A 21,013-nucleotide genomic window follows, 5' to 3' on the forward strand; every position below is an offset into this window, starting at 1 on the left:
ATCAAATCCAGGTTAAGTGGCATGAGTCCCGTCAAATACCGAGAACGTGCCCAGTTAACTGCTTGAATTAAAAAGTGTCCAATATTAAGGGGTCATTTCATTAGCCCGAGGAAGCTTAACGTACGCCCATGGAAAGCGAGTGATTTCCCGGACCTCCACACGCTCATCAACATAACGGAAACAGTTTCTTTCGAAACTGAGTCTTCAGCAAAAGGGAGCTTTTACTGTAAATTCACTACTAAGGTTTTTCGTTCAAATCGGTTCGGCTGTTAAGGAGTCAGTGCCTTTCATGATATAAGGAACCACATAATCCACATATTCTTCTGCAGGAAGCTCGCAATTTTTCTTCCAATCCTCTGTCGCCCCATAGATCGCCCAGCTCAGCATGACGGCTGCCACTCGTAACGAATGCTCATGTTGATCGGGGAACTGTTTGGATAAAATGGTGAGGAACAACTGCTGCATATCTTCCTTGATCAGGTGCTCAATGCGATCGGTGAAAGCCGCGAAGCTGTCCGGACATCTGGTGGACATCGAGGCGTTAAACTTAGTCACGGTCAGGAATACACTTTTAATAGTCTCGGCATTTATAACGTCATGCTCACCGATTTCCTGACAAACGTTTACCATCAGGTCTTCTTTCAATACTTTATCCAATAAATCATACTTATCGGTGAAATGGTAGTAAAAGGTTGCCCGGTTGACGGTCGCTTCCTGCGTGATATCTTTGATGGTGATGGCTTTGAATTTCTTTTTTTCCGAAAGCGACATGAAAGCATCCATTATCAGTTTCCGGGTACGAAGGATACGGGGATCGGTTTTTTCTGCCATGGGTTGCTGCCCCTTTCTACTTTTTAAACAGATATCGAAAAATGTTGTTTATACAATAAAACGTAAAACTTATTGGTTGAGTACCTGCTGATAAGTCTTTATAATGCGATTATACGACATTTGTTGTATAAACAAAAGATGTTTAAAAAGATGGAGTTTCCATCCAGCTATAATAAAAGTATTTACACAAGCATCTTAGATTATATAGGAGGAATCATAATTATGAACGTATTAGTCGTTAAAGGAAACAATCGTCCCGACGGTATCACAACAAAAATGTACGAAACATTCATGGAAGAGGTCAAAGACAATAACGATCTAACCCTCACAACGTATGATGTCTTCGCGGAAGACATGCCTTATTTCGGACAGGACCTTTTCAACGCATTGACTAAACTGGAAGCTGGCGAGCGTTTGAATGATGTCGAACAGCGCCTGCTTGATGCGAAGCAAAAAGCGAAAGATGCACTTGAAGCTGCCGATGTCATCGTGTTGGCATTTCCACTTTGGAACTTTACGATTCCAGCGAAATTGCACACATTCATCGACTATGTTTCTGAAGCTGGCTTCACTTTCAAATATACAGAAGAAGGCATCAAGCCGCTAATGCCTGGTAAGAAAGTTATCCTGTTGAACGCACGTGGCGGTGTTTATTCTTCTGAAGAAATGGCTCCGATGGAAATGTCCGTCAACTTCATGCGTAACATATTCGGCGGCTTGTACGGCATGGATATCATCGATGAAGTCATCATTGAAGGCCACAATGCGATGCCGGATAAAGCGGAAGAAATTGTGGAAGAAGGCATGAACAAAGTGAAAGAAAGTGCCCGCAACCTTGCCTACCAGTACGCATAAGGCGTAATCTTAATAAAAAGTGTGGTGCCAGATATGAAAATAGAAGTATGGTCCGATTTTGTCTGCCCGTTTTGCTATATCGGCAAACGCCGGCTTGAGCAGGCATTAGAAACGTTTGCTCACAAAGAAGATGTCGAGCTCATTTTCAAAAGCTATGAATTACAGCCTCAGCTTCCGAGTGATGAAAATGTCTCCGTTTATGAAGTGCTTGCCAATAAAATGGGTACGACTGTCGAACAGGCGAAAGCCATGAACAATCAGTTGGTTGAAACGGCTAAAACAGTCGGTTTGGATTACAATTTTGATCATGCAAAGCAGACCAATACATTGGATGCTCATCGCTTGTTCAAGTACGCTGAAAAGCAGGGAAAAGGCCTGGTGTTCACGGAGCGCCTGCTGCGTGCCTACTTCACAGAATCCCGTTTCCTTGGTCGTCCTGCCACGTTGATTGAACTTGCCGAGGAGGTTGGTTTGGACGGTGAAGAAGCAGAAGAGGTGCTGGTTGGCGATGACTTTTTGGAAGATGTCCGAAACGACCAGCGCGAAGCCCAGCAAATCGGTGTTCAGGGTGTGCCATTCTTCGTATTCAATCGTAAATATGCGATTTCTGGCGCCCAGCCACCAGAACTTTTCCAGGAAACATTGGAAAAAGTGTGGAAGGAAGAGAACGAAACGCCTTCTTTGCAACAGGTACAAACATCCACAGATGCAGCTTGTACAGATGACAGCTGTAATGTACCAGAAGATCATAATAAAGCATGAATGGTATGAAAAGCCCGATTACTCGAAGCTTCCCTTCGCTAATCGGGCTTTTTTGTGGTCTGCACTATTTTGAAAAAAGTTTTTAAACTAACCCTAGTCCTCTTACAACCTGAGCAATTAAGATGTAACAACGATGGCTATAGTGGTTGAACGCAAAAGCGACAAACGTCCATTTAGGACTTTTTTGTTTCTTTAATATTGTTGAGCTTGGGAGTGCCACATGCCACATGGATAATGAAGCAAAGAAAACAACCTCATATTCAAAGCGGTCAGCCACGTCCATCCTTGGTCAAAAAAGATTTGTTTCAATTCTGTCAGGCTCGTAACTTCGATCATGCTCCTGTAGAGAGGTAACTCATCCATAAGATGGGCAGGATAAAATCATTCGCTGGAAGTCCAAGAATGAAAGCCAAGAGGATGAACCCATCCAGACCTAAAGCTGTAGCAAATGGAGCTAATCATATTGGGGATTTTTAGAGATAGGATAATGAAGACAGGTCAAACAGTGAAAGGGAGTCTTATGCAATTGGTTGAAGTGTTTATAATGAGTTTCCTTGGACTTATTTCAGGGGGATGTATTGGCGGATTGTGTGTCCGGTTGTTGGTGAGTGAAAAAGTTCTACAGCCTGCTCATAAGTGGGGTAGTTTTGCTAAGTTTGCTCCTCATTGTACTCCTTCCTGAGGTACTAAGGGCATACCAGGCAAAAGGAGTGGCTCTTGGCGCTATGGCAGGTATTTTCGGGATGGCGCTTTTCAATCGTTTACTCCAATTGAATAGACGAAAAACCACCTTTCACTCGTTTGTTTTTTTGATTGTTGCTATAGGCGTGCACAATATACCAGTTGGACTTACCATGGGAATCAATACAGGAGTCGATGATACAGGGGTTCAAAGCTCGTTATATACGATTTTGTTCTTTCACCTATTACCTGAAGGGATGGCCCTGTTTATTCCGATTTTAGTTTTACAGTATAGATGGTTGATGTTTTTGTGTGCCACTTTTTGTTTATCCCTGATTATTTGGATAGCTTCATGGGTAGGCTTACAAATGCCAGAGGTTTATACGATCAGAAATTATTCCTGGCTTATGGGTGTTGCGATAGGAACGATTGGATACGGTACTATTTACGAGATTTTGATACCAGCCATTAAGCGAACGTCAAAAGTAGCTGCTTTAGCAATATTAAGCCTTACATTTATGCTTACTTTCTTTTATTTCTGGTTGATGTAGGCCGAAAGTTAAGCGTTATTTGGATTGTTCACCTGTTTACTAGTTTTGTAGCGATCATTTTGGGTAAAACAAAACATAGTATCATAAAAAAAATAAATCTCCCTTAGGGCTGGTTAAAGAAGCAGGTGATCGAATGTCGATGAAAAAACATTTTAATCCACATAAAAGTTTTAAAGTTGCAGCAAGCAGAGAGAAATCCATGGATCTATATGCTAATTTATGGGCAACACCGGTCATTTACTCAATATTTGGTATATTACTATTCGCCTTTGCGGTTTGGGCGGATTCCGGAATGAATTTGGGTAGTTATATTCCTGCGGCTATTACACTGGAGTACCAGCTGACCCGGACGTTGTTAAGTACGTTGACTGGAGGAATTTTATCTTTAACGACTTTCACTTTTTATGGCGTCCTTGCCGCATTGACCACTTTCTCGGTTCAATTTTCCCCTCGTATATTAAAAAATTTTATGATGAATAAAGTGACCCAAAGGACCTTGGGTATATTTATTGGAAGTTTCCAATTTGTGCTGCTTTGTTTGTTGTTCGTCAATAAAGAGGGGAGTTTCTTTTTCATTCCCATGCTTGCAACAGGATTGATTATGGTGTCAGTAGCAACGTTCATTATTTTTATTAATCATATCGTTACCTGGCTGCAGGTTACCAATATGACGGATAATATGAAAGAAGAATCAGTGCTCACTGCAAAGAATTTATTGATGAAAGAACTGGATCAATATCGGGTCAATGATCCTGAATCAGTTATTGACCAAGTACCACAGGATAAGGCTGAGGGATATCCTGTTAAAATTGAAGAATCAGGGTACATTCAAACGATAGATTTTATCTCCTTAATACGTGAGGCGGAAAAGGACGATATAATCATTCAATTAGAATATAAAATAGGAAACTATGCCTTTCAATCTACTCCATTACTTATTTATTGGAAGGATCACTCCAACTCCATAGATGAATCGAAATATCGGTCTTTGATTCGAATCGGTAAAAATCAAAATGAAGTGCAGGATATTGAATTCAGTCTGAATAAATTAGTAGAAATAGCGATTAGATCTATTGGTAACAATGACCCTAAGACAACTATTCGTACCCTGTATCAGATAGGGGATTTATTGACACGCATTACTCATGTATCCTTTACTCCCTACTTGGTAGATGAGAAAGGCAGATTACGGGTGGTGATTCAAAACCTTGTATTTGAAGATTACCTTTATACCGGGTTCGCTTCCATCCGTCATTATTCCAGAGAGAATGTCATCATTACAACGGAAATTTTAAAGGTCTTACACGCAATTGCAAAGGTAATCGATAAACAGGATTGTAAAGCTTTATGGGAATTTGCTGTTTATACCATTCGAACGCTGGAATACAATTTCCTCCATACGCTTGACAGGAAAAAGCTTTATGAAACGCTGTTAAAGATAGCGGAAACGACCGGATATGAATCAGAATATAACAGGTTAGTGCACCGAATGCTAGCTGGCATGACAGATAGTGAGGACCGGAAAGAGGTGGAATTTAAAATTCCAGTTAATAGTGAGGGTATCAGGTGACAGAATTTCCTGTTTTAATCTTTAAAGCTTACCTTTCTAAGAAGCAATTAACACATGAAAGCCAGCAGAACTCAGTGTTCTGCTGGCTCTTCAATGTCTTATCAGGAAGCTTTCTTTTCTTTTAACAGGGTTACTTTTACATTGCGAGGAGTCATATTGAATACAATATTCAGCACAATTGCGGTCACACTGCCGGCAACGATCCCGTTGCTTGTAAGGATTTGGATGCCAGACGGCAGCTGGGCGAAAAGTTCAGGAACGACGGTCACACCTAGTCCCATCCCAACCGAACAAGCGACGATCATGGAGTTTTCCGGGGAGTCTGCGATGACACTGCTTAACATTTTAATTCCCTGGGATATGACCATACCGAACATCGCAACCATTGCTCCTCCTAGAACAGCTGCCGGGATGATGGTTGTCAATGCTGCAATTTTCGGAATGAAGCCTAATACTATCAGCATGATCCCGGTTACCAGGATCACTTTACGAGACTTAACACCAGTCAAATGGACAAGACCGACATTTTGAGAGAAGGCTGTGTATGGAAATGCATTGAAGATCCCGCCAAGAAAAATGGCCAGCCCTTCCGCACGATAGCCTTTTGCGAGGTCGGTTTGTTTTAATTTCTTATCCGTCAGGTCGCTAAGTGCAAAATAAACCCCGGTGGATTCCACCATCGAAACCATGGCCACTAAAATCATTGTTAAGATAGCTGACCACTCGAACGTTGGCATCCCAAAATAGAAAGGTTCAACCATATGGAAATAAGAAGCTTCTGTCACTGCGGAAACATCGACTTTTCCGACGAAAGCTGATGCAATCGTTCCAGCAATGATTCCAAGTAAAATGGCGATCGCCCGTATAAAGCCGTGTGTAAATCGGTAGACCAGTATGATAAACAAGAGCGTCCCGAACGCTAACGATATATTCGTAATCGATCCGAAATCACTGGCGCCTTGTCCGCCGCCCATATTGTTGATAGCAACAGGGATTAAGGTGATTCCAATAACAGTGACCACTGTTCCGGTGACCACCGGTGGAAAGAACCGTACCATTTTCCCGAAAAAACTGCTGATTACTACCACAAATAAGCCGGAAGCCAAAATTGCACCATAAATAGCTGAAATTCCGTATTGGCCACCGATGGCGATCATCGGAGCGACAGCCGTGAATGTACAGCCAAGAACGACAGGAAGTCCAATGCCGAAGTAGCGGTTGTTGACGATCTGGAGGATGGTCGCTACCCCGCACATCAAGAGGTCGATGGCGACAAGATAAGTGAGCTGTTCTGAAGTTAGCCCGAGTGCACCTCCAACAATCAATGGAATCAAGACGGCTCCTGTGTACATAGCAAGTAAATGCTGCAACCCTAAGGTGAATGTTTTCATGTCAAAGCACGCTCCTTGTGAAATGTGATTTGTTTATCTGATAAAGAGGCGATCGTTGCCAATGATTCTACCTGGATGCCCTGTTTCCGCAACAGTTTCCCTCCATCCTGAAATCCTTTTTCAATAACGATGCCAACCCCTCCAAGCTTTGCTCCAGCTTGATCTGCTATATCCATCAAGCCTGATACCGCCTGGCCGTTTGCGAGAAAATCATCCATGATCAGGATGGTATCTTCGTTTGAGAGATAATCTTTCGAAACAGAAATCTCATTGGTTTCTTTTTTCGTGAACGAATGGACCTCAGCTGTATACAGGTTATCGTGCAAGGTGAGAGACTTTCGTTTTCTGGCAAAAATGACCGGTACTCCCATCGCCAATCCAGTCATGGTCGCAGGAGCGATTCCGGATGATTCTAATGTCAGGATTTTTGTAATGCCACGACCGGCAAAACGGTCTGTGAATTCCGCGCCAATCTCTCTCATCAATACAGGATCGATCTGATGGTTCAGGAAAGAATCGACCTTGATGACGGTTTCCGATAATACGTTACCTTCTCTCAAAATCTTCTGCTCTAATAATTTCATGGTAATCCCCTTTCTGAAAAAAACTTTATCCTTTTATCCTTTCATGAAGGTAACCTTCTAAAAGGATGAAAAAAGCCCGCTTTCCATTTCACTATGAGGAAAGCGAGCTTTGTCGTTGTTTTGATCGATGACAAATAGAATAGAGGCCGGGAGTTCATCCCGTTCTACTACCATGCTGCTTTTCATAGTCGGTTCATTTACGGTAAACCGGTAGAAACTTGCAGGCCATATCCCTGCGATTATATGAAAAGATTATGAAGTTGGCAGATTGGAAAAGCGAATAATAAATGATATTAATTATGTAATGTTCGTATAATAGATAATCTACATGAAATATTTGAGGATGTCAAAGCTTTTTCTCATGAATATCACCCATCCTGAACCGGATAGCGACACGGTAGATGTGTTAGGGCTTGGGCAGTAAGATGAGTTTGTACTGTTGACAATATACCAATAGAGGTATATACTAATCAATGTAAACCTTGAGGGGTATATTTAAAGGGAGGTCAATATCGTATGAAAAATAAAATGATTAAATTAGTGTTAGCTTTTACACTAGTATTATCTCTGCTTGCAGTGAGTGGTACACCACAAAAAGCGAGCGCGGAAACAACTGCAGCAGACGTCCTTGTCACTTATGGTCAAATTGGTGCAGATACCTATACTGATACTTTGGACGGGGTATTATATACGGTTGATTCTATCGGATTTATGGCTGATCGTATCCTATGGACCGAGGAACAAATCGGAATTATGGCTGACCGGATTGTCTATGTAACCGAATTTTCTCAAGACAATTCTATTAAGGTCATCTACATGGCGACAGCACTATGGCCAACTGGTGAGCAAGATGGTGGCTACACGTATGAGGTATCCTTAATGCCTGTAGCGGCACTTCCGACAGGTTGGTGAGTCTAAAATCAGAACCAGGTGATATTTAGCAGCTATCACCTGGTTTTTTCATTTGCTGGGATTGAATTTTACAAGCAGATTTACTATGATTCCGCATGAAAAGAAGAGGAATTCGGGGCGAAGTGGTGGAATTGGCAGACACGCTTGACTCAAAATCAAGTGCCTTCCCGGGCGTGTGGGTTCGAGTCCCACCTTCGCCACTTGGTACGAAAGAGCTCTCCACTTGTGGAAGGGCTCTTTATTATAGATCGGGTGGTACGATCGGGGGTACATATTTAGTTTTGAATGTTGTTTTCATCGGTTCGATTTTCAGAATTTCTACTAGTTGCCCGGCCATATAGGAAGAGGGGTGCTTTAACCCGCCGTTTACCCAATCAATGATCATACCGAGAATCGCATAAGACTGATAACTGGCGTGCAAGTCCGGGTTGACCTCAGGGTTGGGATGGAGGTCTGTAAGATCTTCTAATGCCAGCTCTTTCAATGCTTGGATGAATTTTTCCTGGAAGCCTGGCAACGCGTTAGAACGGATGATAATCTGATAGAATTTTGAGTTTTGTTCCACATGGTCGAAAATTCTAATGGCAGACGAAGAGAGGCTGGACACTTCGAACGTTTCCTTGTCGTTATATGGCTCCCGGTAAGACTCTTTCAAACCGACAATGACATCTTCGATAATTTCATTCAACAGATCTTCTTTATATTTATAGTGCTTGTAAAAAGTACCGCGATTGTAATCGGCGGTCGTAACGATATCTGTGATCGTGATGTCCTGAAAGTCCTTTTCTTCCATTAAGATGAGGAGGGAGTTCTGCAACGCTTTTTTCGTCCGCCTGACTCGTTTATCTATATCCATTCTATCAGCCTCCTGTCCGATTTTTTCATACGTTAACCAACAATCCCATGAGTAGGTGTCTATTATTAGACAAACGCTCGTATTAATGCTGATCGTGTCATCTGATTACGTTTATTATACTTAAAAGTGAAGGTTATTGCACATATGCATCACCAGAAAGTAAGCGTATTCAAAAAAGGGAAGGCGTTTTATATGAAGCTTGAAGACAAAGTGGCAGTCGTGACAGGTGCAGCATCCGGTATGGGGAAAGCGATCGCGGAACTTTATGCGAAAGAGGGAGCGAAAGTGATCGTAGCTGATTTGAACCTTGAAGGGGCTGAACAGGACGTTGCGGGGATTACGTCAAGCGGCGGCACGGCGAAAGCAGTGAAAGTGAATGTAGCCGAACTGGCGGACGTAGAAAACATGATCGATACAGCAGTGAATGAATACGGTACATTGGACATTCTGGTCAACAACGCCGGGATCATGGATGGGTTTGAACCGGCCGGGGATATTGAGGATGACAAATGGGACTTGATATTTGCTGTCAATACCAAAGGGGTGATGCGTGCCACGCGTAAGGCGATTTCAATCTTCCTGGAAAAAGGAAAAGGCGTTATCATCAACACAGCGTCGACTGGCGGAGAGAACGGTGCCCATGCGGGTGCAACTTATGCTGCTTCCAAGCACGCGGTCGTCGGCTTCACGAAAAACACCGGCTTCATGTACGCCAATAATGGAATCCGCTGTAATGCGATCGCTCCAGGGGCTGTTGAAACGAATATCGGAGCTTCTATGAAGAACGTTAACGAATTCGGTGCAGGACGGACGAAGCTGGCACATTCCGTGATTCCTCGAACTGGTCAGCCGGAAGAAATTGCCCAGGTGGCATTGTTCCTGGCCTCCGATGACTCCAGCTTTGTGAACGGAACCGTCATTACCGCAGATGCTGGCTGGACAGCAGCCTTTTAAAAACGGAGAGAATAAGACGCGCTTTCCTTGGGGGACGCGTCTTTTTTTGTGTAGTGAACCTCTGAAAGTGGAGGATGCGCGACTAGTGGGATAGCACGCACAATTAATTAGGTTCGGAACTTGCACAATTATTAGCTAAGGTCGTACACCTAGCGCTGTATCGCTCACAGGTATTGTCGCTTTTATAAATCTACCGCTTTGTCGGATCTTCTTTATTAAAAAGAAGTTTTTTTGTTTTACCCTTTTTGCATGTTACCAATTTAGACATAAATACAAACCGAATATGTGAGAGATATCACATCCCCCCATGCGTACCTCCTATAAGATGAAAGCATGGTTAATAGATACAGAAAAAAGGGAGGTCAAACCATGAAGTGGAACATATTGATTTTTATCGCTGGTTTTGTTGTCGCTTTTGCGGGTGGGTATTTGTTCATGGGAATGGATAATAGCACAGCAGCAACGGATCAGCCGGAGTCATCGGTTAATGAAACGGAAACTAAATCGGAAGAAGCTGGTGAAAATGAAGCGAAAGAAGAGGAAACACCAGATGAAACGGAAGCTGTTGCAACAGGAGAGGGTGAAGCGCTCCAGGCCAACAACTGTCTTTCCTGCCATGCTGTAGAGTCACTCGATTTGCAAGGGGGAACCACTGGACCGGATTTATCTGATGCCTATTCCACTGTCGAAAATAAGCACGGCAAGCCGGTAGAAGAATTCCTGCAGGAACCGACATCGGCAGTCATGTCGACCGTGATTTCAGGAAATCCTTTGCCGGATGAGGAACGTAAAAAAATCGTGGAAGCTTTGAAAAAAGCGTCCGAGCAGGGTGAATAGGGGGAGAGTACAGTGAATATGCAGCGAATTTTATATGGAGTAGTGGGTGTGCTGACAGGTCTGTTGGTTTCCATCGTCTTTTTTGCCGATTTCAATCAGGCTAATGCAGGTGACGCGGCTGCTAATAAGAGTAAAGCAGAAAAAGTTTATGTACCTTATGGTGAGCAGGATGAATATTACATGTTTGCATCTGGCGGGCATTCCGGACAGTTGTTCGTTTATGGTGTCCCGTCGATGAGAAAGATTCGTACCGTTCCGGTATTCACTCCGGATCCGGCGACAGGGTATGGGTTTGATGATAAAACGAAGGAAATGCTCGGAGGCTATAGCTGGGGCGACTTCCACCATCCCGCTGTTTCGGAAACAGGCGGGGATTATGATGGCGAGTTCCTGTTTGCAAATGATGTTGGGAACAATCGGGTTGCAGCAGTTGATCTCAGCACTTTCCATACATCCGATATCATGAGCCTGCCGAACATGGGAGGTCCACATGCCGGGGTGTTCGTCACAGAGAACACGGAATACATTGCAATGCCCACGCGGTTCGCCCGTCCGCTAGCAGGGGAATATGCAGAACTTGATAAGTATGAAGAAGATTATAAAGGCGTTGTTTCGATGACTACCTTTGATCGGAAGTCGAAAAAATTCGATTTAGCTTATCAGATCGTTTTGCCGCCATGGTCTTATGACTTATCGGATGCTGGTAAAAAGATGTCAAAAGATTGGATCGTCATGACGACGTATAATACGGAATTCGCAACGACCAACCTGGAAATCAACGCTTCCCAGAACGACCGTGATTATATTGTCATGATCAACTGGAAACGGCTTGAGGATGAAGTGGCGAACGGCAACTATAACGACGTCAACGGAGCAAAAATGATCGATCCCCGTGATGTACCTGGTGCCATTTTTGCTATCCCGGTAGCTAAATCACCGCACGGCGTTGATGTGACACCGGATGGCGAGCGTTTTATTGCTTCCGGAAAACTTGCTCCACTGATGACGGTATTTTCTTTTGAAAAAGCCTTTGAAGCGATCAAATCCAAAGACTTTAAAGGGGAAGAATTTGATATCCCGGTTCTTCCTTATGAAAAAGTAGTGGAACGTGAAGTGGATCCGGAAGGGGCACTTGGGCCATTGCATACCCAGTTTGATGACAAGGGTCATGCCTACAACACGATGTTCATTTCCTCGGAAATCGTGAAATGGAAAGTTGATAGCGGAGAGGTCATCGACCGGAAGCCGACCTATTATTCTCCAGGCCATGCTTCTGCAGCTGAAGGGGACACCATTGAACCGGATGGAAAATATATTGTCGCTCTAAACAAAATCGCGAAAGACAATTTCTTATCAGTAGGTCCTTCTCATCCGGAATCGATGGACTTGTTTGATATTTCTGGCGATAAAATGGAACATCTCATTACGGCACCTACAGATCCGGAGCCACACTATGCTCAGATCGTCCATCGCGACAAGATCAAGCCAAAGAAAATTTACGATAAGGATGAGTCACGGGAAAATTCTGTCTGGTCACAGGATGATGCCCGGATCGAAAGAAAAGGCGATGAAGTCCATGTGTATGGAATAGCCATGCGCTCGAAGTTTGTATTCGATGCCAAAGCGGAACGGCCTGATGCAGTTACGGTCAAACAAGGGGATACGGTCTATTTCCATATGACCAATATCGATCTGGATCAGGACATCACCCACGGTTTTGGAATCAATGATTATGACTTGAACTTTGAAATCCAGCCAGGTCAGACCAATACGCTGACGTTCAAAGCAGATAAGGCTGGAACATTCCCGATCTACTGTACAAATTTCTGCTCTGCTTTGCATCAGGAAATGAGTGGATACTTACTCGTAGAACCAAAATAAACAACTCCAATTGGAAAAGTGAGGGGCTTCCTTCACTTTTCCAATCCATTTTAGGAGATGAGAGGTTATGAAAAAGAACTTATCCAACACATCAGCTGCCCTGATGGCAGTGAGTGGTGTTCTGCTCGTTGTCAGCATATTTCTTCCCTGGTGGGGAATGAAATTTTATGCGCCACAATATCAGGAAGGACTGGATATCATCGTCTATCCAACGACCCTTGATGGAGATATCGACATTGTCAATGGACTCAATCATTATATTGGAATGGCGGAATTCAGTAATGCATCATTTCCGGAACTGGTGTTCATGCCTTATATAATAGGAGGATTTGCAGTATTGGTACTGATCGGGGCTGTACTGAGGAACAAAAAAGTGCTGACCGGTCTGATCGGTTTGTATGTCGCACTTGGCGCACTCGGTATCTGGGATATGTATCGCTGGCTGAAAACGTTCGGTACCGATCTTGATCCGAAGGCACCGATTGAATTGGAACCCTTTGTTCCGCCATTAATTGGGGAAAACACAATTGCCAACTTTGTCACGAACAGTGCATTCAGTTATGGAGCCTATCTTCTTGCGGTCGTGTTCCTATTGCTCGTTATTCCTTTATGGAAGGATCGGAAACTATGAAACAGGTGATCACAGGCTTGTTGCTAGCCGTGGGTTTATGGCTGCTGCCTGGGGAGGCGGCAGCCGGTGGCATTAATGAATTGCAGGAGCTGATTGAAGAAACACCGGCCGGAGGAGAACTGGAACTGGAGAATAAGACGTACAAAGGAAACGTCGTCATCACAAAACCGCTGACGGTGAAGGGGAAGAATGGTACGAAGGTACATGGGGACGGAACTGGTAATGTCATAGAAATAGAAAGTCCTGATGTCACGTTAGAAAACTTGGAAATCCGCTACAGCGGCAGAAGCCGGGATACAAGTGAAGAGTTCGCCGGTGTGCGGGTGCTGGATCAGAATATTACACTCAAAAATCTGGATATCGCGGAAACATATCATGGCATTTATATTAATCAATCCAAACATATTGTGATAGAAAATAATACGATCGTCGGCCTCGATACCTCGTCACTTGGTGATATGGGGAGCGGCATTCATATTGTTCGCTCTGGCGACAATCACATCGAGGGAAATTTCATCAAGCAATCGCGTGATGGGATCTACGTCGAATACTCCGATAATAATGAAATCATTGAAAATACTGTACAGGAAACCCGCTACGGGTTGCATTATATGTACTCCAACTTTAATCGATTCGAAGCGAACAAATTCATCCAGAATACCGGTGGGGCTGCCATTATGCACTCCGATAACATCGAACTTCGGAATAATAGTTTTTCCTACAATCATGGTTCCCGTTCCTTTGGTCTCATCATACAGGGCAGCAGGGAGAACGACGTCATCGACAATGAATTCTATTTGAACCAGCGGGGATTGTACCTGGAACAATCGACCAGCAACATGATAGAGGGTAACACGTTTTTCAAAAACAAAATCGGTATCGAAGTCTGGTCTTCTACAACGTCCCATTATTTTATTAAAAATTCTTTCCATGACAACAGCAGTGATGTGATCGCGGTTGGGGGAAAGTCCAACAATCAGTTCTTCAAAAATGGGGTAGGCAACTATTGGAATACTCCGATGCTTGACCTCGATCAGGACGGGGCAGGAGACAGGGAGATGGCTTCCACATCAGCAATCAGCCAGCTGATTGAAGAAAACGAGCTCGTCTATTTGTTTTTGGAAAGTCCGGCGATGGCTGTGTATGAACAGCTCAACAACCTGCTATCCGGACAGCAAACGATGGCGCTCGATAAATATCCGCTTATGAAAGAGAATCCCTCAGCGAATGAAGCATGGATGTTTGGCGGGGCCGGGATCTTGGTGGCAGGGATTTACATGTGGAAAAGAAGGAGGCGGATGTAATGACTTATTTGTGGAAAGAGGGGCTGGAACAAGCGCGAGGGATGGGACTGTGGATCGGGCTGGGGCTGGTGATGCTGACCTCGATATTTCTCATTGCAGAAGCCCGGACGTACCCGAGCGAACTCGCGTTTGAAGCGTTACTTTTATCTTTATATGATATCAACATTTATCTGCTCCCGTTATTTGCCTTGTTTATCACTTCCTTCGCCGTGTTTCAGGAAAAGGAACTGAAGACATTGATGATTTTGCTGACAAAACGAGAGTCTCATTTATCGTTTTTGGTGAAAAAATCCTTTGCGATCCAGTTCGTAGTCCTGACCGCATTTCTATTGGCGTACTTTGTACTGGCATTATTTATGAAAGCTTTTCTGGCGTTTCATGTCCTTAGCTTTTTAAAGTTCCTTTTCATTGTGGCGATCTTCCTTGTGATCTTCAATCAGCTGGGCATTTTGCTTGGCACGGTCTGTAAATCGAAAATGCAGCTGGTGGGGGCCAATGTGTTTGTCTGGTTCGTCACCGTCTTTTTACTCGACCTGATGTTCCTTTATTTCCTGCCTGCGGTTTCCTATGACAATGTCCAGGTATTCTCGTGGTTCTATTTCCTGAATCCAATTCATGTCATGCGGTTTTATCTGGAGACATCACTAGGATTATTTTCGATGGATCATTTATCACGGCTGCTGAATGAAATGATGTTCATGGATGTCAGGTACTTCCTTTTGATCAATGCCATTACCTGGCCAGGATTATTCTTTCTATTATCAACGAAGTTTCGTCATGGAGGTGAGCTGCGTGATTGAAATCAAAGGTCTTTCCCACGCCTATCAGAAGAATATCGTGCTTGATGCTATTCATTTAACGATTGGTGCCAATGAGCGTTGCGCATTGGTAGGAAGGAACGGTGCCGGGAAGTCGACGCTGATCCGGCTCTTGCTCGGATTGGAGAAAGTGAAGAAAGGGACGATTACACTCGCCGGTCATTCCAATAAGACCGGCAAGTGGAAGTCGCAAGTTTCTTACTTGCCTGAGAAGTTTCAGCTGTACCCACACTTGACCGGTTTTGAGAATATGCGTTTTTTTGCCAGCCTGGCTGATAAAGAAATATCGGACACAATCATGGAAGAGAAGCTGAAACTTGTCGCCTTATGGGAGGATCGTAATAAGACGATTACGAGCTACTCGAAAGGGATGCTCCAGCGGCTCGGGCTGGCGGTGACGTTATACTACGATACCGATATCATCATTTTGGATGAACCGACGAGCGGACTTGATCCGATCGGGCGGGAAAAGCTGTTGCAAATCATCGATGGACTGGAAGGAAAAACGATACTGATGGCTTCCCACCACCTCTCCGAAATTGAACGCGTTTGCACCGATGTGGCATTTTTAGAAGCGGGAAAATTAACCAAATATAACATCCATGAATTCATAGGAGAGCAGATGAAGAGGGGGAGTTGGGCATGAAAAAGCTAGTGCTATTGGTACTGGTGTTGATCTTTGGATTAGCGGCATGCGGAGGGAATGATATCGCCTTTTCGGTTGAAGATACACCATTATATAAGCAGGGAGAAGCCTCCGTGGTGACGGTCCGGGCTGAGCAGGATGGAGAACCGTTGCAGGGTCTGACGTTAAGTGGATTGATGGAAATGGAAAAAATGGATCATGGCGAGATTGACATCAACTTTTCGGACAACGGAGACGGTACGTATACCGGAGAAGTGGAACTTCCGATCTCAGGGGAGTGGATACTCGATCTGACTAGCGGGGATGCCGAGAAAATTCTGACGATCAACGTCGGTGAAGGGTGATCGTGATGAAAATATGGATGCTTATACTCGGAATGACAGTCGTGTTCATAACGGCTGGTTGTCAACCGGAAGCAGCAGAACAGAAAGAGAGTAGCAGCGTCAGCACGGAAGCAGTGGATGCCACTTTACGTGATAATGAAGTGGTTCGCATCGGAGACGAAGTGTTTTTGGATGAAGATCTGACCTTGTACACGTTGATGCAGCAGGTGAAAATCGAGCTGCTTCGTCATCAGGATGAGCAGCAGCTTTCTGGTGATGCGCTAGCTGACAGACAGGAGTACTGGGAGGATCAAATGGCCTATCTCGATAACTATAACGTCCAGTTGAATCATCTCATTGAATTGAATGCGATGGCTTTGCTCGCTGAAGAAAAGAACTACTTTATCCCAGCGGAAAAAATAGAATCCCAGCTCGGTGGTTTGAAAGAGAAAATCGCGGAAGCCGAACGGGCGGCTGCTTTAGTGGAAGCATACGGGCAAGAAAACTTCAATCAAGCGATTCGTCCCTATCTGGAAGCGTCGATGCTGCGGGATAGAGTCAGCGAGGATTTGCTGAAAGAACTGGAACAAGAAAATCCGGATGCCAGTGAGCAGGAATTGAATTATTTACTGGCCCAACGCTTTGAGGGATTGTATCGGGATCAGCTTGAAAGTTTGGAAATCGATGTCCGTGCGGGCCGTTAATTGAGTGCAGGCACACCTGTTTGTCATACAATCGTCTTTTAGAAGAGAGCTTTCGCTTTAAAGGAAGGCTTTCTCTTTTGTTTTGGTAGATTTATTGGGAAATGGGATGGGAAGACATAAAGGAGGGATGAACCAGAAAGGATGAGTTCCTTGAATATTTTCTATCAACGAAAAAGTGGCAATCGTAACAGGAAGCTCCAAAGGACTGGGAAAAGTAACAGCTCATATTGAAAACAATAACCCATAAGAATTCAGGCTGTAAATAGTTCAGTTTTAGGTCCAATTCACTCCAATAGAGGAGAATCAGAAACACTTATTCTCCTCTATTTTTTGTTTTTGTAAGTAAACTGAAAGAAGAACAAGACTAATTAATGGGGTCTATACGTTAATAATCAAGCTTTTTTAATTCATACGACATGGATGGTAACAAATTACAAGTCTGTTTTTTAAAGTAAGAAAAAACATCCAGCCTACGAGTCTTCCTGAATAAAGACGCGATTAATCATTAGAGTGGACTCCTTTAGTAGCAGTGAACTATCGTAAATTTTGCTTTTTACATAGTTCGGTCTAATTATAATTCCACTATTGGATATTATGATTATTTATTAATGACCGGAACGACTTCTTCAGAAAATGAAAATAAAAATCCAGTATAATCAGGCCGATTACATAGGCAAGAAACGTATAGAATACATTCCAAGGAGGATTGTACACGACTTTACTGAAATACAAAGCTAACATTTCAGCCCCGTTTAAAAATAATATAAATCCTAAGTATACTTTCCATCGTTTCCACTTCTTGCAGTAAATGAAATACGTAAAAATCAGGCCGGCTGATGGATTGTAGCCAAAGTCTATGGTTAGTGAGTTGAAAATTATAAAAACAGTTTGTGGATGGAGGGTCCAGAATCCCCACTCCATACCGATTTGATTAAGTGTTACCGATAATAGCGACATGAAAGGTGCAATAGTTAAAAACAAAAAAGGAACCCGGCGCCAGGTTAGAATTGCAATTGACCAAGGGATAATAAAGCCTATGAAAAAATTAAAAAGAATGAGGATCACCACATTTTTAGCGTATTTTGTTATTATTTATTATCAACTTAAGAATTAACTTCACCATAGGAAATAAATGCAAACTGCCTGTAAGGAGATAATATTAAACCTCTGATTTAGATTATGAGGACAGCTATTAACCTGAATATTAATAGGCATAGCTTTTTTAATGATTAAACTTTCCAATAGAAAAAAACCAGGCTGCTAGCCAAGAAGGAAGCAGCCTGGTTTATCTATTGTTTGATCCAGTTCCATGCCTGATCGAGTTGGTTTGAGTCAAAGTGTTCCGCACGAACACCTGGTAAATAATCTCCTGCTTTCGTGGAAAATTCCATCCATTTTTTATCGCTGAGACTGCAAACTTACGAATCTGATCCCAGCGTTTGGCGTCGAATTTTGTTCCTGTTATGAAGCCTTTGAGACTGGTTCCGTCCAAATCATCAAAAATAGCCAGAATATTGAATGAGGTTTCATCACCAAAGGTTTCTTTTACATGCTGATCCAGTTTATCTGCGTCCTCCTCGGTCACTTTCCCCTCTACTTTTACTGCAATGGTTGCCGGGTCACGGCTTTCTAAGAATTTAAACATAGAAGCCCCTCCTTTCTTGATAAGAAAGGACCGCCTCGTTTTGAGACAGTCCTGCGATTTTAATGGTGGTAAGAAGTACGGAAGCGTTTATTATCGCCAATCGGTTTGTTTCCAATATAATTGTGGAAGAAAAATTCACCTGCTGCCACAACTATACCGGCAAGCAGACCGGCTGACATCCAGGAAGAGACATCGTTGCTTCCAAACATCGGCCCTATCACTGCAATTACTAAGAATGCAATCCCGATGTCTGCGGTAGTCGCTATCATATTGGTGGTTTTTGGATAAAGCTTCAAATCACCCAGTGGATAAGAAACGGCTCCAAGTACGATAGTGATAGCAAGAACGGTTAGCACCGAAATATTGAATCCCAAAGTCAAAACGACGAACAACGCAACAAATGTCATCAATCCTTTGATCGCAAGCGCCTTAACATGTTCCATGGTATCACTCCTTCTCTGGTATTTTATGCCAATTTTCCTAAATACAATTATAGCTTCCACTGTCCAGGGTTTGGACTTATAACATTTATTCCCATGTGAAAAGGAGCTAAACATTTTGGGCAGGTATACAAAAAAAGAAATATTTTCTTAACATCAGAGAAAAAAAACACCATCCATGTTAACGGATGGTGAATTCTTCTTTAAGCATATAGCCTAGTTGAGGGAAGCGGAGTCCTGTTTTCCAGCCCCCAACTCCTTTCAGGTCATATTTTTTGACGAGACGGAACTTCGGAAGCAGAGAACGGGCATCTTCGAACCACACTTCATGCGGATCGCCGTTTTTATCTGTATAACGGAAGGAAGGGTTAGCATAGTAGTAATTATACTGGATGCTGCTTGCATGTTCCGCAGCTATTCTTAATGCTTCTTCCTGGGAGTAGGCTTCCGCATATTCCTCATCAGCTAGATTCCAGTCATACGCATACATGGCAATCCCTAAATAAATCTTTTCGCCAGGAATGACAGAAGTTGCGTATTCAAGAGTCTTGTTGACTTGTTTAATTGGTGCTATCGGTCCAGGATCACCTCCAGCCCAATGCCAGTCATAGGTCATTAAAAATAAAAAATCAGCATAGGAGCCGAGGGTCTGGTAATCGTAAGCTGCATGATAAGCAGGCTTACGGTCACCTTTCATCGGAGGAATTGCCAGTCCGACTTTGGCTCCGATTTTATCGAGTCGTCCGTTTAGCATCTTAATAAAAGTATTGTAATTGGACCTGTCTTTCGGGTGGAGGCTTTCAAAGTCGATGATCGCTCCTTTATACTCCTTTTGATGCACTAATGTTGCGATGTTTTCAATTAATTGCCGTTGTTTTTTTGTATCTGCTAATAAATCATGAGCAAGGTCAGGATCAAACCCCTCAGTGGTCAAATTGGTAATGGTAGCATAAGGGGTCATCCCTTTTTTCCAGGCCAGTTCAATTGAATCCTCACCATGCAGACTGCTTAAGGAGCCATTAGCATCGGGACGATATTCAAAAAAACTGATCGAATCAAGGTAGTTGCTATAAAAGTTCATTGCCCATTTATTTTCGCTTGGAGTGGTGGGAACAAAAAAAGCTCCGATCGTGGCATCCATTTTACTGCTTTGTGGAATTTGCAGTCGCTGTCCGTTGTATACAGTACGTGAAGTAAGTCCATTCATTTCCATTAGATTTTTAATGGATATTTGATGAAGGTTGGCTACTTTCCATAGTGTATCGCCAGGTTCTACTACATAGGTGTTACCAGGTACCAGTAAGGACTGACCGGGCAAAAGTTTCGCGGGATCTGCCACCCTGTTGATGTCTTGCAGTTCTTTAGCAGAGCGGTTGTACACCTCCGCAATTCTCCACAGGGTGTCATTTTTCTTAACCGTATAAATGATACTTGCATGGCTCGTGGATATTGGCACCAGACAAAGGATACTTAGTATAAGGGAGAAGACTAATTTTTTCATGAGCAGACCCTTTCCGTATAGTTTTCATGTCCATAGTCTGAGCCGAATGAACATCATTATGCAGCTTGTTTATTTTTAGGCTTTTTTAATTCAGCGTTTTGATATTACAGAAAATCTCCCTTTTGCTGAAGACTCAGTTTCGAGATAAACTGTTTCCGTTACCGGTGGTGAGCGGTTGGAGGTCCGTGAAATCACTCGCTTTCCGTGGGCATGTGGTGAGCTTCCTCAGGCTTCGCTGAAATGACCCCTTAATATTGGACACTTTTTAATTCAAGCAGTTAACTGGGCACGTTCTCGGTATTTGACGGGACTCATGCCACTTAACCTGGATTTGAT

General features: G+C 43.3%; 23 protein-coding genes, 1 tRNA gene, 1 pseudogene and 1 riboswitch. Of the genes and pseudogenes, 15 read left to right on the plus strand and 10 right to left on the minus strand.

Annotated elements, in window-relative coordinates:
- Positions 1–252 precede the first annotated feature (252 nt).
- Complete coding sequence (locus BLV00_RS21350; RefSeq protein ID WP_093046933.1) at positions 253–831, minus strand: TetR/AcrR family transcriptional regulator; 579 nt, start codon at positions 829–831, stop codon at positions 253–255.
- Positions 832–1,053: 222 nt separating this feature from the next.
- Here BLV00_RS21350 and BLV00_RS21355 point away from each other — a divergent pair, with 222 nt between their 5' ends.
- Positions 1,054–1,686: an FMN-dependent NADH-azoreductase gene (locus BLV00_RS21355; protein WP_093046934.1), complete on the plus strand. Its 633-nt coding sequence runs from the start codon at positions 1,054–1,056 to the stop codon at positions 1,684–1,686.
- A 33-nt stretch (positions 1,687–1,719) separates the two neighbouring features.
- Positions 1,720–2,448, plus strand: coding sequence for a DsbA family oxidoreductase (locus BLV00_RS21360; protein WP_093046935.1), 729 nt, complete (start codon positions 1,720–1,722; stop codon positions 2,446–2,448).
- An 82-nt stretch (positions 2,449–2,530) separates the two neighbouring features.
- On the opposite strand, the pseudogene BLV00_RS21365 reads toward BLV00_RS21360, so the two are convergent.
- Positions 2,531–2,906 (minus strand): annotated as a pseudogene (locus BLV00_RS21365) (nucleoside recognition domain-containing protein); the annotation flags it as partial.
- A 150-nt stretch (positions 2,907–3,056) separates the two neighbouring features.
- Between BLV00_RS21365 and BLV00_RS21375 the strand changes: the two are divergent.
- Together BLV00_RS21375 and BLV00_RS21380 are read left to right on the plus strand one after the other, a co-directional pair.
- On the plus strand, positions 3,057–3,680 hold the full coding sequence (locus BLV00_RS21375; protein WP_143030756.1) for a ZIP family metal transporter: 624 nt from the start codon (positions 3,057–3,059) through the stop codon (positions 3,678–3,680).
- Between the two features lie 133 nt (positions 3,681–3,813).
- Positions 3,814–5,250: a DUF2254 domain-containing protein gene (locus tag BLV00_RS21380; protein ID WP_093046938.1), complete on the plus strand. Its 1,437-nt coding sequence runs from the start codon at positions 3,814–3,816 to the stop codon at positions 5,248–5,250.
- Between the two features lie 101 nt (positions 5,251–5,351).
- Here BLV00_RS21380 and BLV00_RS21385 read toward each other — a convergent pair whose 3' ends face one another.
- The 3 genes from BLV00_RS21385 to BLV00_RS22610 form a co-directional block, all read right to left on the minus strand.
- The gene (locus BLV00_RS21385; protein ID WP_093046939.1) at positions 5,352–6,641 is read right to left on the minus strand and encodes a nucleobase:cation symporter-2 family protein; all 1,290 of its coding nucleotides are present in this window, start codon (positions 6,639–6,641) and stop codon (positions 5,352–5,354) included.
- On the minus strand, positions 6,638–7,225 hold the full coding sequence (locus BLV00_RS21390) for a xanthine phosphoribosyltransferase (protein WP_093046940.1): 588 nt from the start codon (positions 7,223–7,225) through the stop codon (positions 6,638–6,640). Before BLV00_RS21390 ends, BLV00_RS21385 begins: the two co-directional genes overlap by 4 nt.
- Positions 7,226–7,282: 57 nt before the next feature.
- On the minus strand, positions 7,283–7,411 hold the full coding sequence (locus BLV00_RS22610; RefSeq protein WP_281243095.1) for a hypothetical protein: 129 nt from the start codon (positions 7,409–7,411) through the stop codon (positions 7,283–7,285).
- Positions 7,391–7,492: riboswitch (purine riboswitch) on the minus strand. It overlaps the preceding gene by 21 nt.
- A 249-nt stretch (positions 7,493–7,741) precedes the next feature.
- Here BLV00_RS22610 and BLV00_RS21395 point away from each other — a divergent pair.
- The gene (locus tag BLV00_RS21395) at positions 7,742–8,137 is read left to right on the plus strand and encodes a hypothetical protein (protein ID WP_093046941.1); all 396 of its coding nucleotides are present in this window, start codon (positions 7,742–7,744) and stop codon (positions 8,135–8,137) included.
- 116 nt (positions 8,138–8,253) lie between these two features.
- Positions 8,254–8,337: transfer RNA gene (locus BLV00_RS21400), tRNA-Leu, on the plus strand.
- Between the two features lie 41 nt (positions 8,338–8,378).
- Here the strand turns inward: BLV00_RS21400 and BLV00_RS21405 are convergent.
- Positions 8,379–8,993, minus strand: coding sequence for a TetR/AcrR family transcriptional regulator (locus BLV00_RS21405; protein ID WP_093046942.1), 615 nt, complete (start codon positions 8,991–8,993; stop codon positions 8,379–8,381).
- Between the two features lie 192 nt (positions 8,994–9,185).
- Here BLV00_RS21405 and BLV00_RS21410 point away from each other — a divergent pair, with 192 nt between their 5' ends.
- The 9 genes from BLV00_RS21410 (at position 9,186) to BLV00_RS21450 (ending at position 17,091) form a co-directional block, all read left to right on the plus strand.
- Entirely contained in the window at positions 9,186–9,947 is a 762-nt protein-coding gene (locus BLV00_RS21410; protein ID WP_093046952.1) for an SDR family oxidoreductase, read from the plus strand.
- Between the two features lie 369 nt (positions 9,948–10,316).
- The gene (locus BLV00_RS21415; protein ID WP_093046943.1) at positions 10,317–10,784 is read left to right on the plus strand and encodes a c-type cytochrome; all 468 of its coding nucleotides are present in this window, start codon (positions 10,317–10,319) and stop codon (positions 10,782–10,784) included.
- 18 nt (positions 10,785–10,802) lie between these two features.
- Entirely contained in the window at positions 10,803–12,665 is a 1,863-nt protein-coding gene (gene nosZ / locus BLV00_RS21420) for a Sec-dependent nitrous-oxide reductase (protein ID WP_093046953.1), read from the plus strand.
- Positions 12,666–12,732: 67 nt separating this feature from the next.
- Positions 12,733–13,296: a hypothetical protein gene (locus tag BLV00_RS21425; protein ID WP_093046944.1), complete on the plus strand. Its 564-nt coding sequence runs from the start codon at positions 12,733–12,735 to the stop codon at positions 13,294–13,296.
- Complete coding sequence (nosD, locus tag BLV00_RS21430) at positions 13,293–14,600, plus strand: nitrous oxide reductase family maturation protein NosD (RefSeq protein WP_176791796.1); 1,308 nt, start codon at positions 13,293–13,295, stop codon at positions 14,598–14,600. The genes BLV00_RS21425 and nosD overlap by 4 nt, the downstream gene beginning before the upstream one ends.
- A complete protein-coding gene (locus BLV00_RS21435) occupies positions 14,600–15,400 on the plus strand; it encodes an ABC transporter permease subunit (RefSeq protein ID WP_093046946.1) in 801 nt (266 codons plus the stop codon). The genes nosD and BLV00_RS21435 overlap by 1 nt, the downstream gene beginning before the upstream one ends.
- Entirely contained in the window at positions 15,393–16,064 is a 672-nt protein-coding gene (locus BLV00_RS21440; protein ID WP_093046947.1) for an ABC transporter ATP-binding protein, read from the plus strand. The genes BLV00_RS21435 and BLV00_RS21440 overlap by 8 nt, the downstream gene beginning before the upstream one ends.
- Positions 16,061–16,408, plus strand: a complete 348-nt coding sequence (locus BLV00_RS21445; protein ID WP_093046948.1) for a FixH family protein — start codon at positions 16,061–16,063, stop codon at positions 16,406–16,408. The genes BLV00_RS21440 and BLV00_RS21445 overlap by 4 nt, the downstream gene beginning before the upstream one ends.
- Before the next feature lie 5 nt (positions 16,409–16,413).
- A complete protein-coding gene (locus tag BLV00_RS21450) occupies positions 16,414–17,091 on the plus strand; it encodes a hypothetical protein (RefSeq protein WP_093046949.1) in 678 nt (225 codons plus the stop codon).
- A gap of 582 nt (positions 17,092–17,673) precedes the next feature.
- Here the strand turns inward: BLV00_RS21450 and BLV00_RS21775 are convergent.
- From BLV00_RS21775 to BLV00_RS21465, 4 genes are all read right to left on the minus strand, one after another.
- Positions 17,674–18,048 carry a hypothetical protein gene (locus BLV00_RS21775; RefSeq protein ID WP_143030757.1) on the minus strand — a complete coding sequence of 125 codons (375 nt, stop codon included), beginning with the start codon at positions 18,046–18,048 and terminating at the stop codon, positions 17,674–17,676.
- A 328-nt stretch (positions 18,049–18,376) separates the two neighbouring features.
- Entirely contained in the window at positions 18,377–18,736 is a 360-nt protein-coding gene (locus BLV00_RS22785; protein ID WP_425441715.1) for a SpoIIAA family protein, read from the minus strand.
- A 59-nt stretch (positions 18,737–18,795) separates the two neighbouring features.
- Positions 18,796–19,179, minus strand: coding sequence for a DUF2512 family protein (locus BLV00_RS21460; RefSeq protein WP_093046950.1), 384 nt, complete (start codon positions 19,177–19,179; stop codon positions 18,796–18,798).
- Positions 19,180–19,357: 178 nt separating this feature from the next.
- On the minus strand, positions 19,358–20,677 hold the full coding sequence (locus BLV00_RS21465) for a glycoside hydrolase family 18 protein (protein ID WP_093046951.1): 1,320 nt from the start codon (positions 20,675–20,677) through the stop codon (positions 19,358–19,360).
- Between the last annotated feature and the right edge of the window lie 336 nt (positions 20,678–21,013).

It is taken from the genome of Thalassobacillus cyri (assembly GCF_900107755.1).
GTDB classification, from domain to species: domain Bacteria; phylum Bacillota; class Bacilli; order Bacillales; family Halobacillaceae; genus Thalassobacillus; species Thalassobacillus cyri.

Coding starts and splice junctions, on each gene's coding strand:
- BLV00_RS21350 (WP_093046933.1), bottom strand. CDS start 831: ATGGCAGAAAAAACCGATCCCCGTATCCTTCGTACCCGGAAACTGATA.
- BLV00_RS21355 (WP_093046934.1), top strand. CDS start 1,054: ATGAACGTATTAGTCGTTAAAGGAAACAATCGTCCCGACGGTATCACA.
- BLV00_RS21360 (WP_093046935.1), top strand. CDS start 1,720: ATGAAAATAGAAGTATGGTCCGATTTTGTCTGCCCGTTTTGCTATATC.
- BLV00_RS21380 (WP_093046938.1), top strand. CDS start 3,814: ATGTCGATGAAAAAACATTTTAATCCACATAAAAGTTTTAAAGTTGCA.
- BLV00_RS21385 (WP_093046939.1), bottom strand. CDS start 6,641: ATGAAAACATTCACCTTAGGGTTGCAGCATTTACTTGCTATGTACACA.
- BLV00_RS21390 (WP_093046940.1), bottom strand. CDS start 7,225: ATGAAATTATTAGAGCAGAAGATTTTGAGAGAAGGTAACGTATTATCG.
- BLV00_RS22610 (WP_281243095.1), bottom strand. CDS start 7,411: ATGAAAAGCAGCATGGTAGTAGAACGGGATGAACTCCCGGCCTCTATT.
- BLV00_RS21395 (WP_093046941.1), top strand. CDS start 7,742: ATGAAAAATAAAATGATTAAATTAGTGTTAGCTTTTACACTAGTATTA.
- BLV00_RS21405 (WP_093046942.1), bottom strand. CDS start 8,993: ATGGATATAGATAAACGAGTCAGGCGGACGAAAAAAGCGTTGCAGAAC.
- BLV00_RS21410 (WP_093046952.1), top strand. CDS start 9,186: ATGAAGCTTGAAGACAAAGTGGCAGTCGTGACAGGTGCAGCATCCGGT.
- BLV00_RS21415 (WP_093046943.1), top strand. CDS start 10,317: ATGAAGTGGAACATATTGATTTTTATCGCTGGTTTTGTTGTCGCTTTT.
- nosZ (WP_093046953.1), top strand. CDS start 10,803: ATGCAGCGAATTTTATATGGAGTAGTGGGTGTGCTGACAGGTCTGTTG.
- BLV00_RS21425 (WP_093046944.1), top strand. CDS start 12,733: ATGAAAAAGAACTTATCCAACACATCAGCTGCCCTGATGGCAGTGAGT.
- nosD (WP_176791796.1), top strand. CDS start 13,293: ATGAAACAGGTGATCACAGGCTTGTTGCTAGCCGTGGGTTTATGGCTG.
- BLV00_RS21435 (WP_093046946.1), top strand. CDS start 14,600: ATGACTTATTTGTGGAAAGAGGGGCTGGAACAAGCGCGAGGGATGGGA.
- BLV00_RS21445 (WP_093046948.1), top strand. CDS start 16,061: ATGAAAAAGCTAGTGCTATTGGTACTGGTGTTGATCTTTGGATTAGCG.
- BLV00_RS21450 (WP_093046949.1), top strand. CDS start 16,414: ATGAAAATATGGATGCTTATACTCGGAATGACAGTCGTGTTCATAACG.
- BLV00_RS21775 (WP_143030757.1), bottom strand. CDS start 18,048: ATGTCGCTATTATCGGTAACACTTAATCAAATCGGTATGGAGTGGGGA.
- BLV00_RS22785 (WP_425441715.1), bottom strand. CDS start 18,736: ATGTTTAAATTCTTAGAAAGCCGTGACCCGGCAACCATTGCAGTAAAA.
- BLV00_RS21460 (WP_093046950.1), bottom strand. CDS start 19,179: ATGGAACATGTTAAGGCGCTTGCGATCAAAGGATTGATGACATTTGTT.
- BLV00_RS21465 (WP_093046951.1), bottom strand. CDS start 20,677: ATGAAAAAATTAGTCTTCTCCCTTATACTAAGTATCCTTTGTCTGGTG.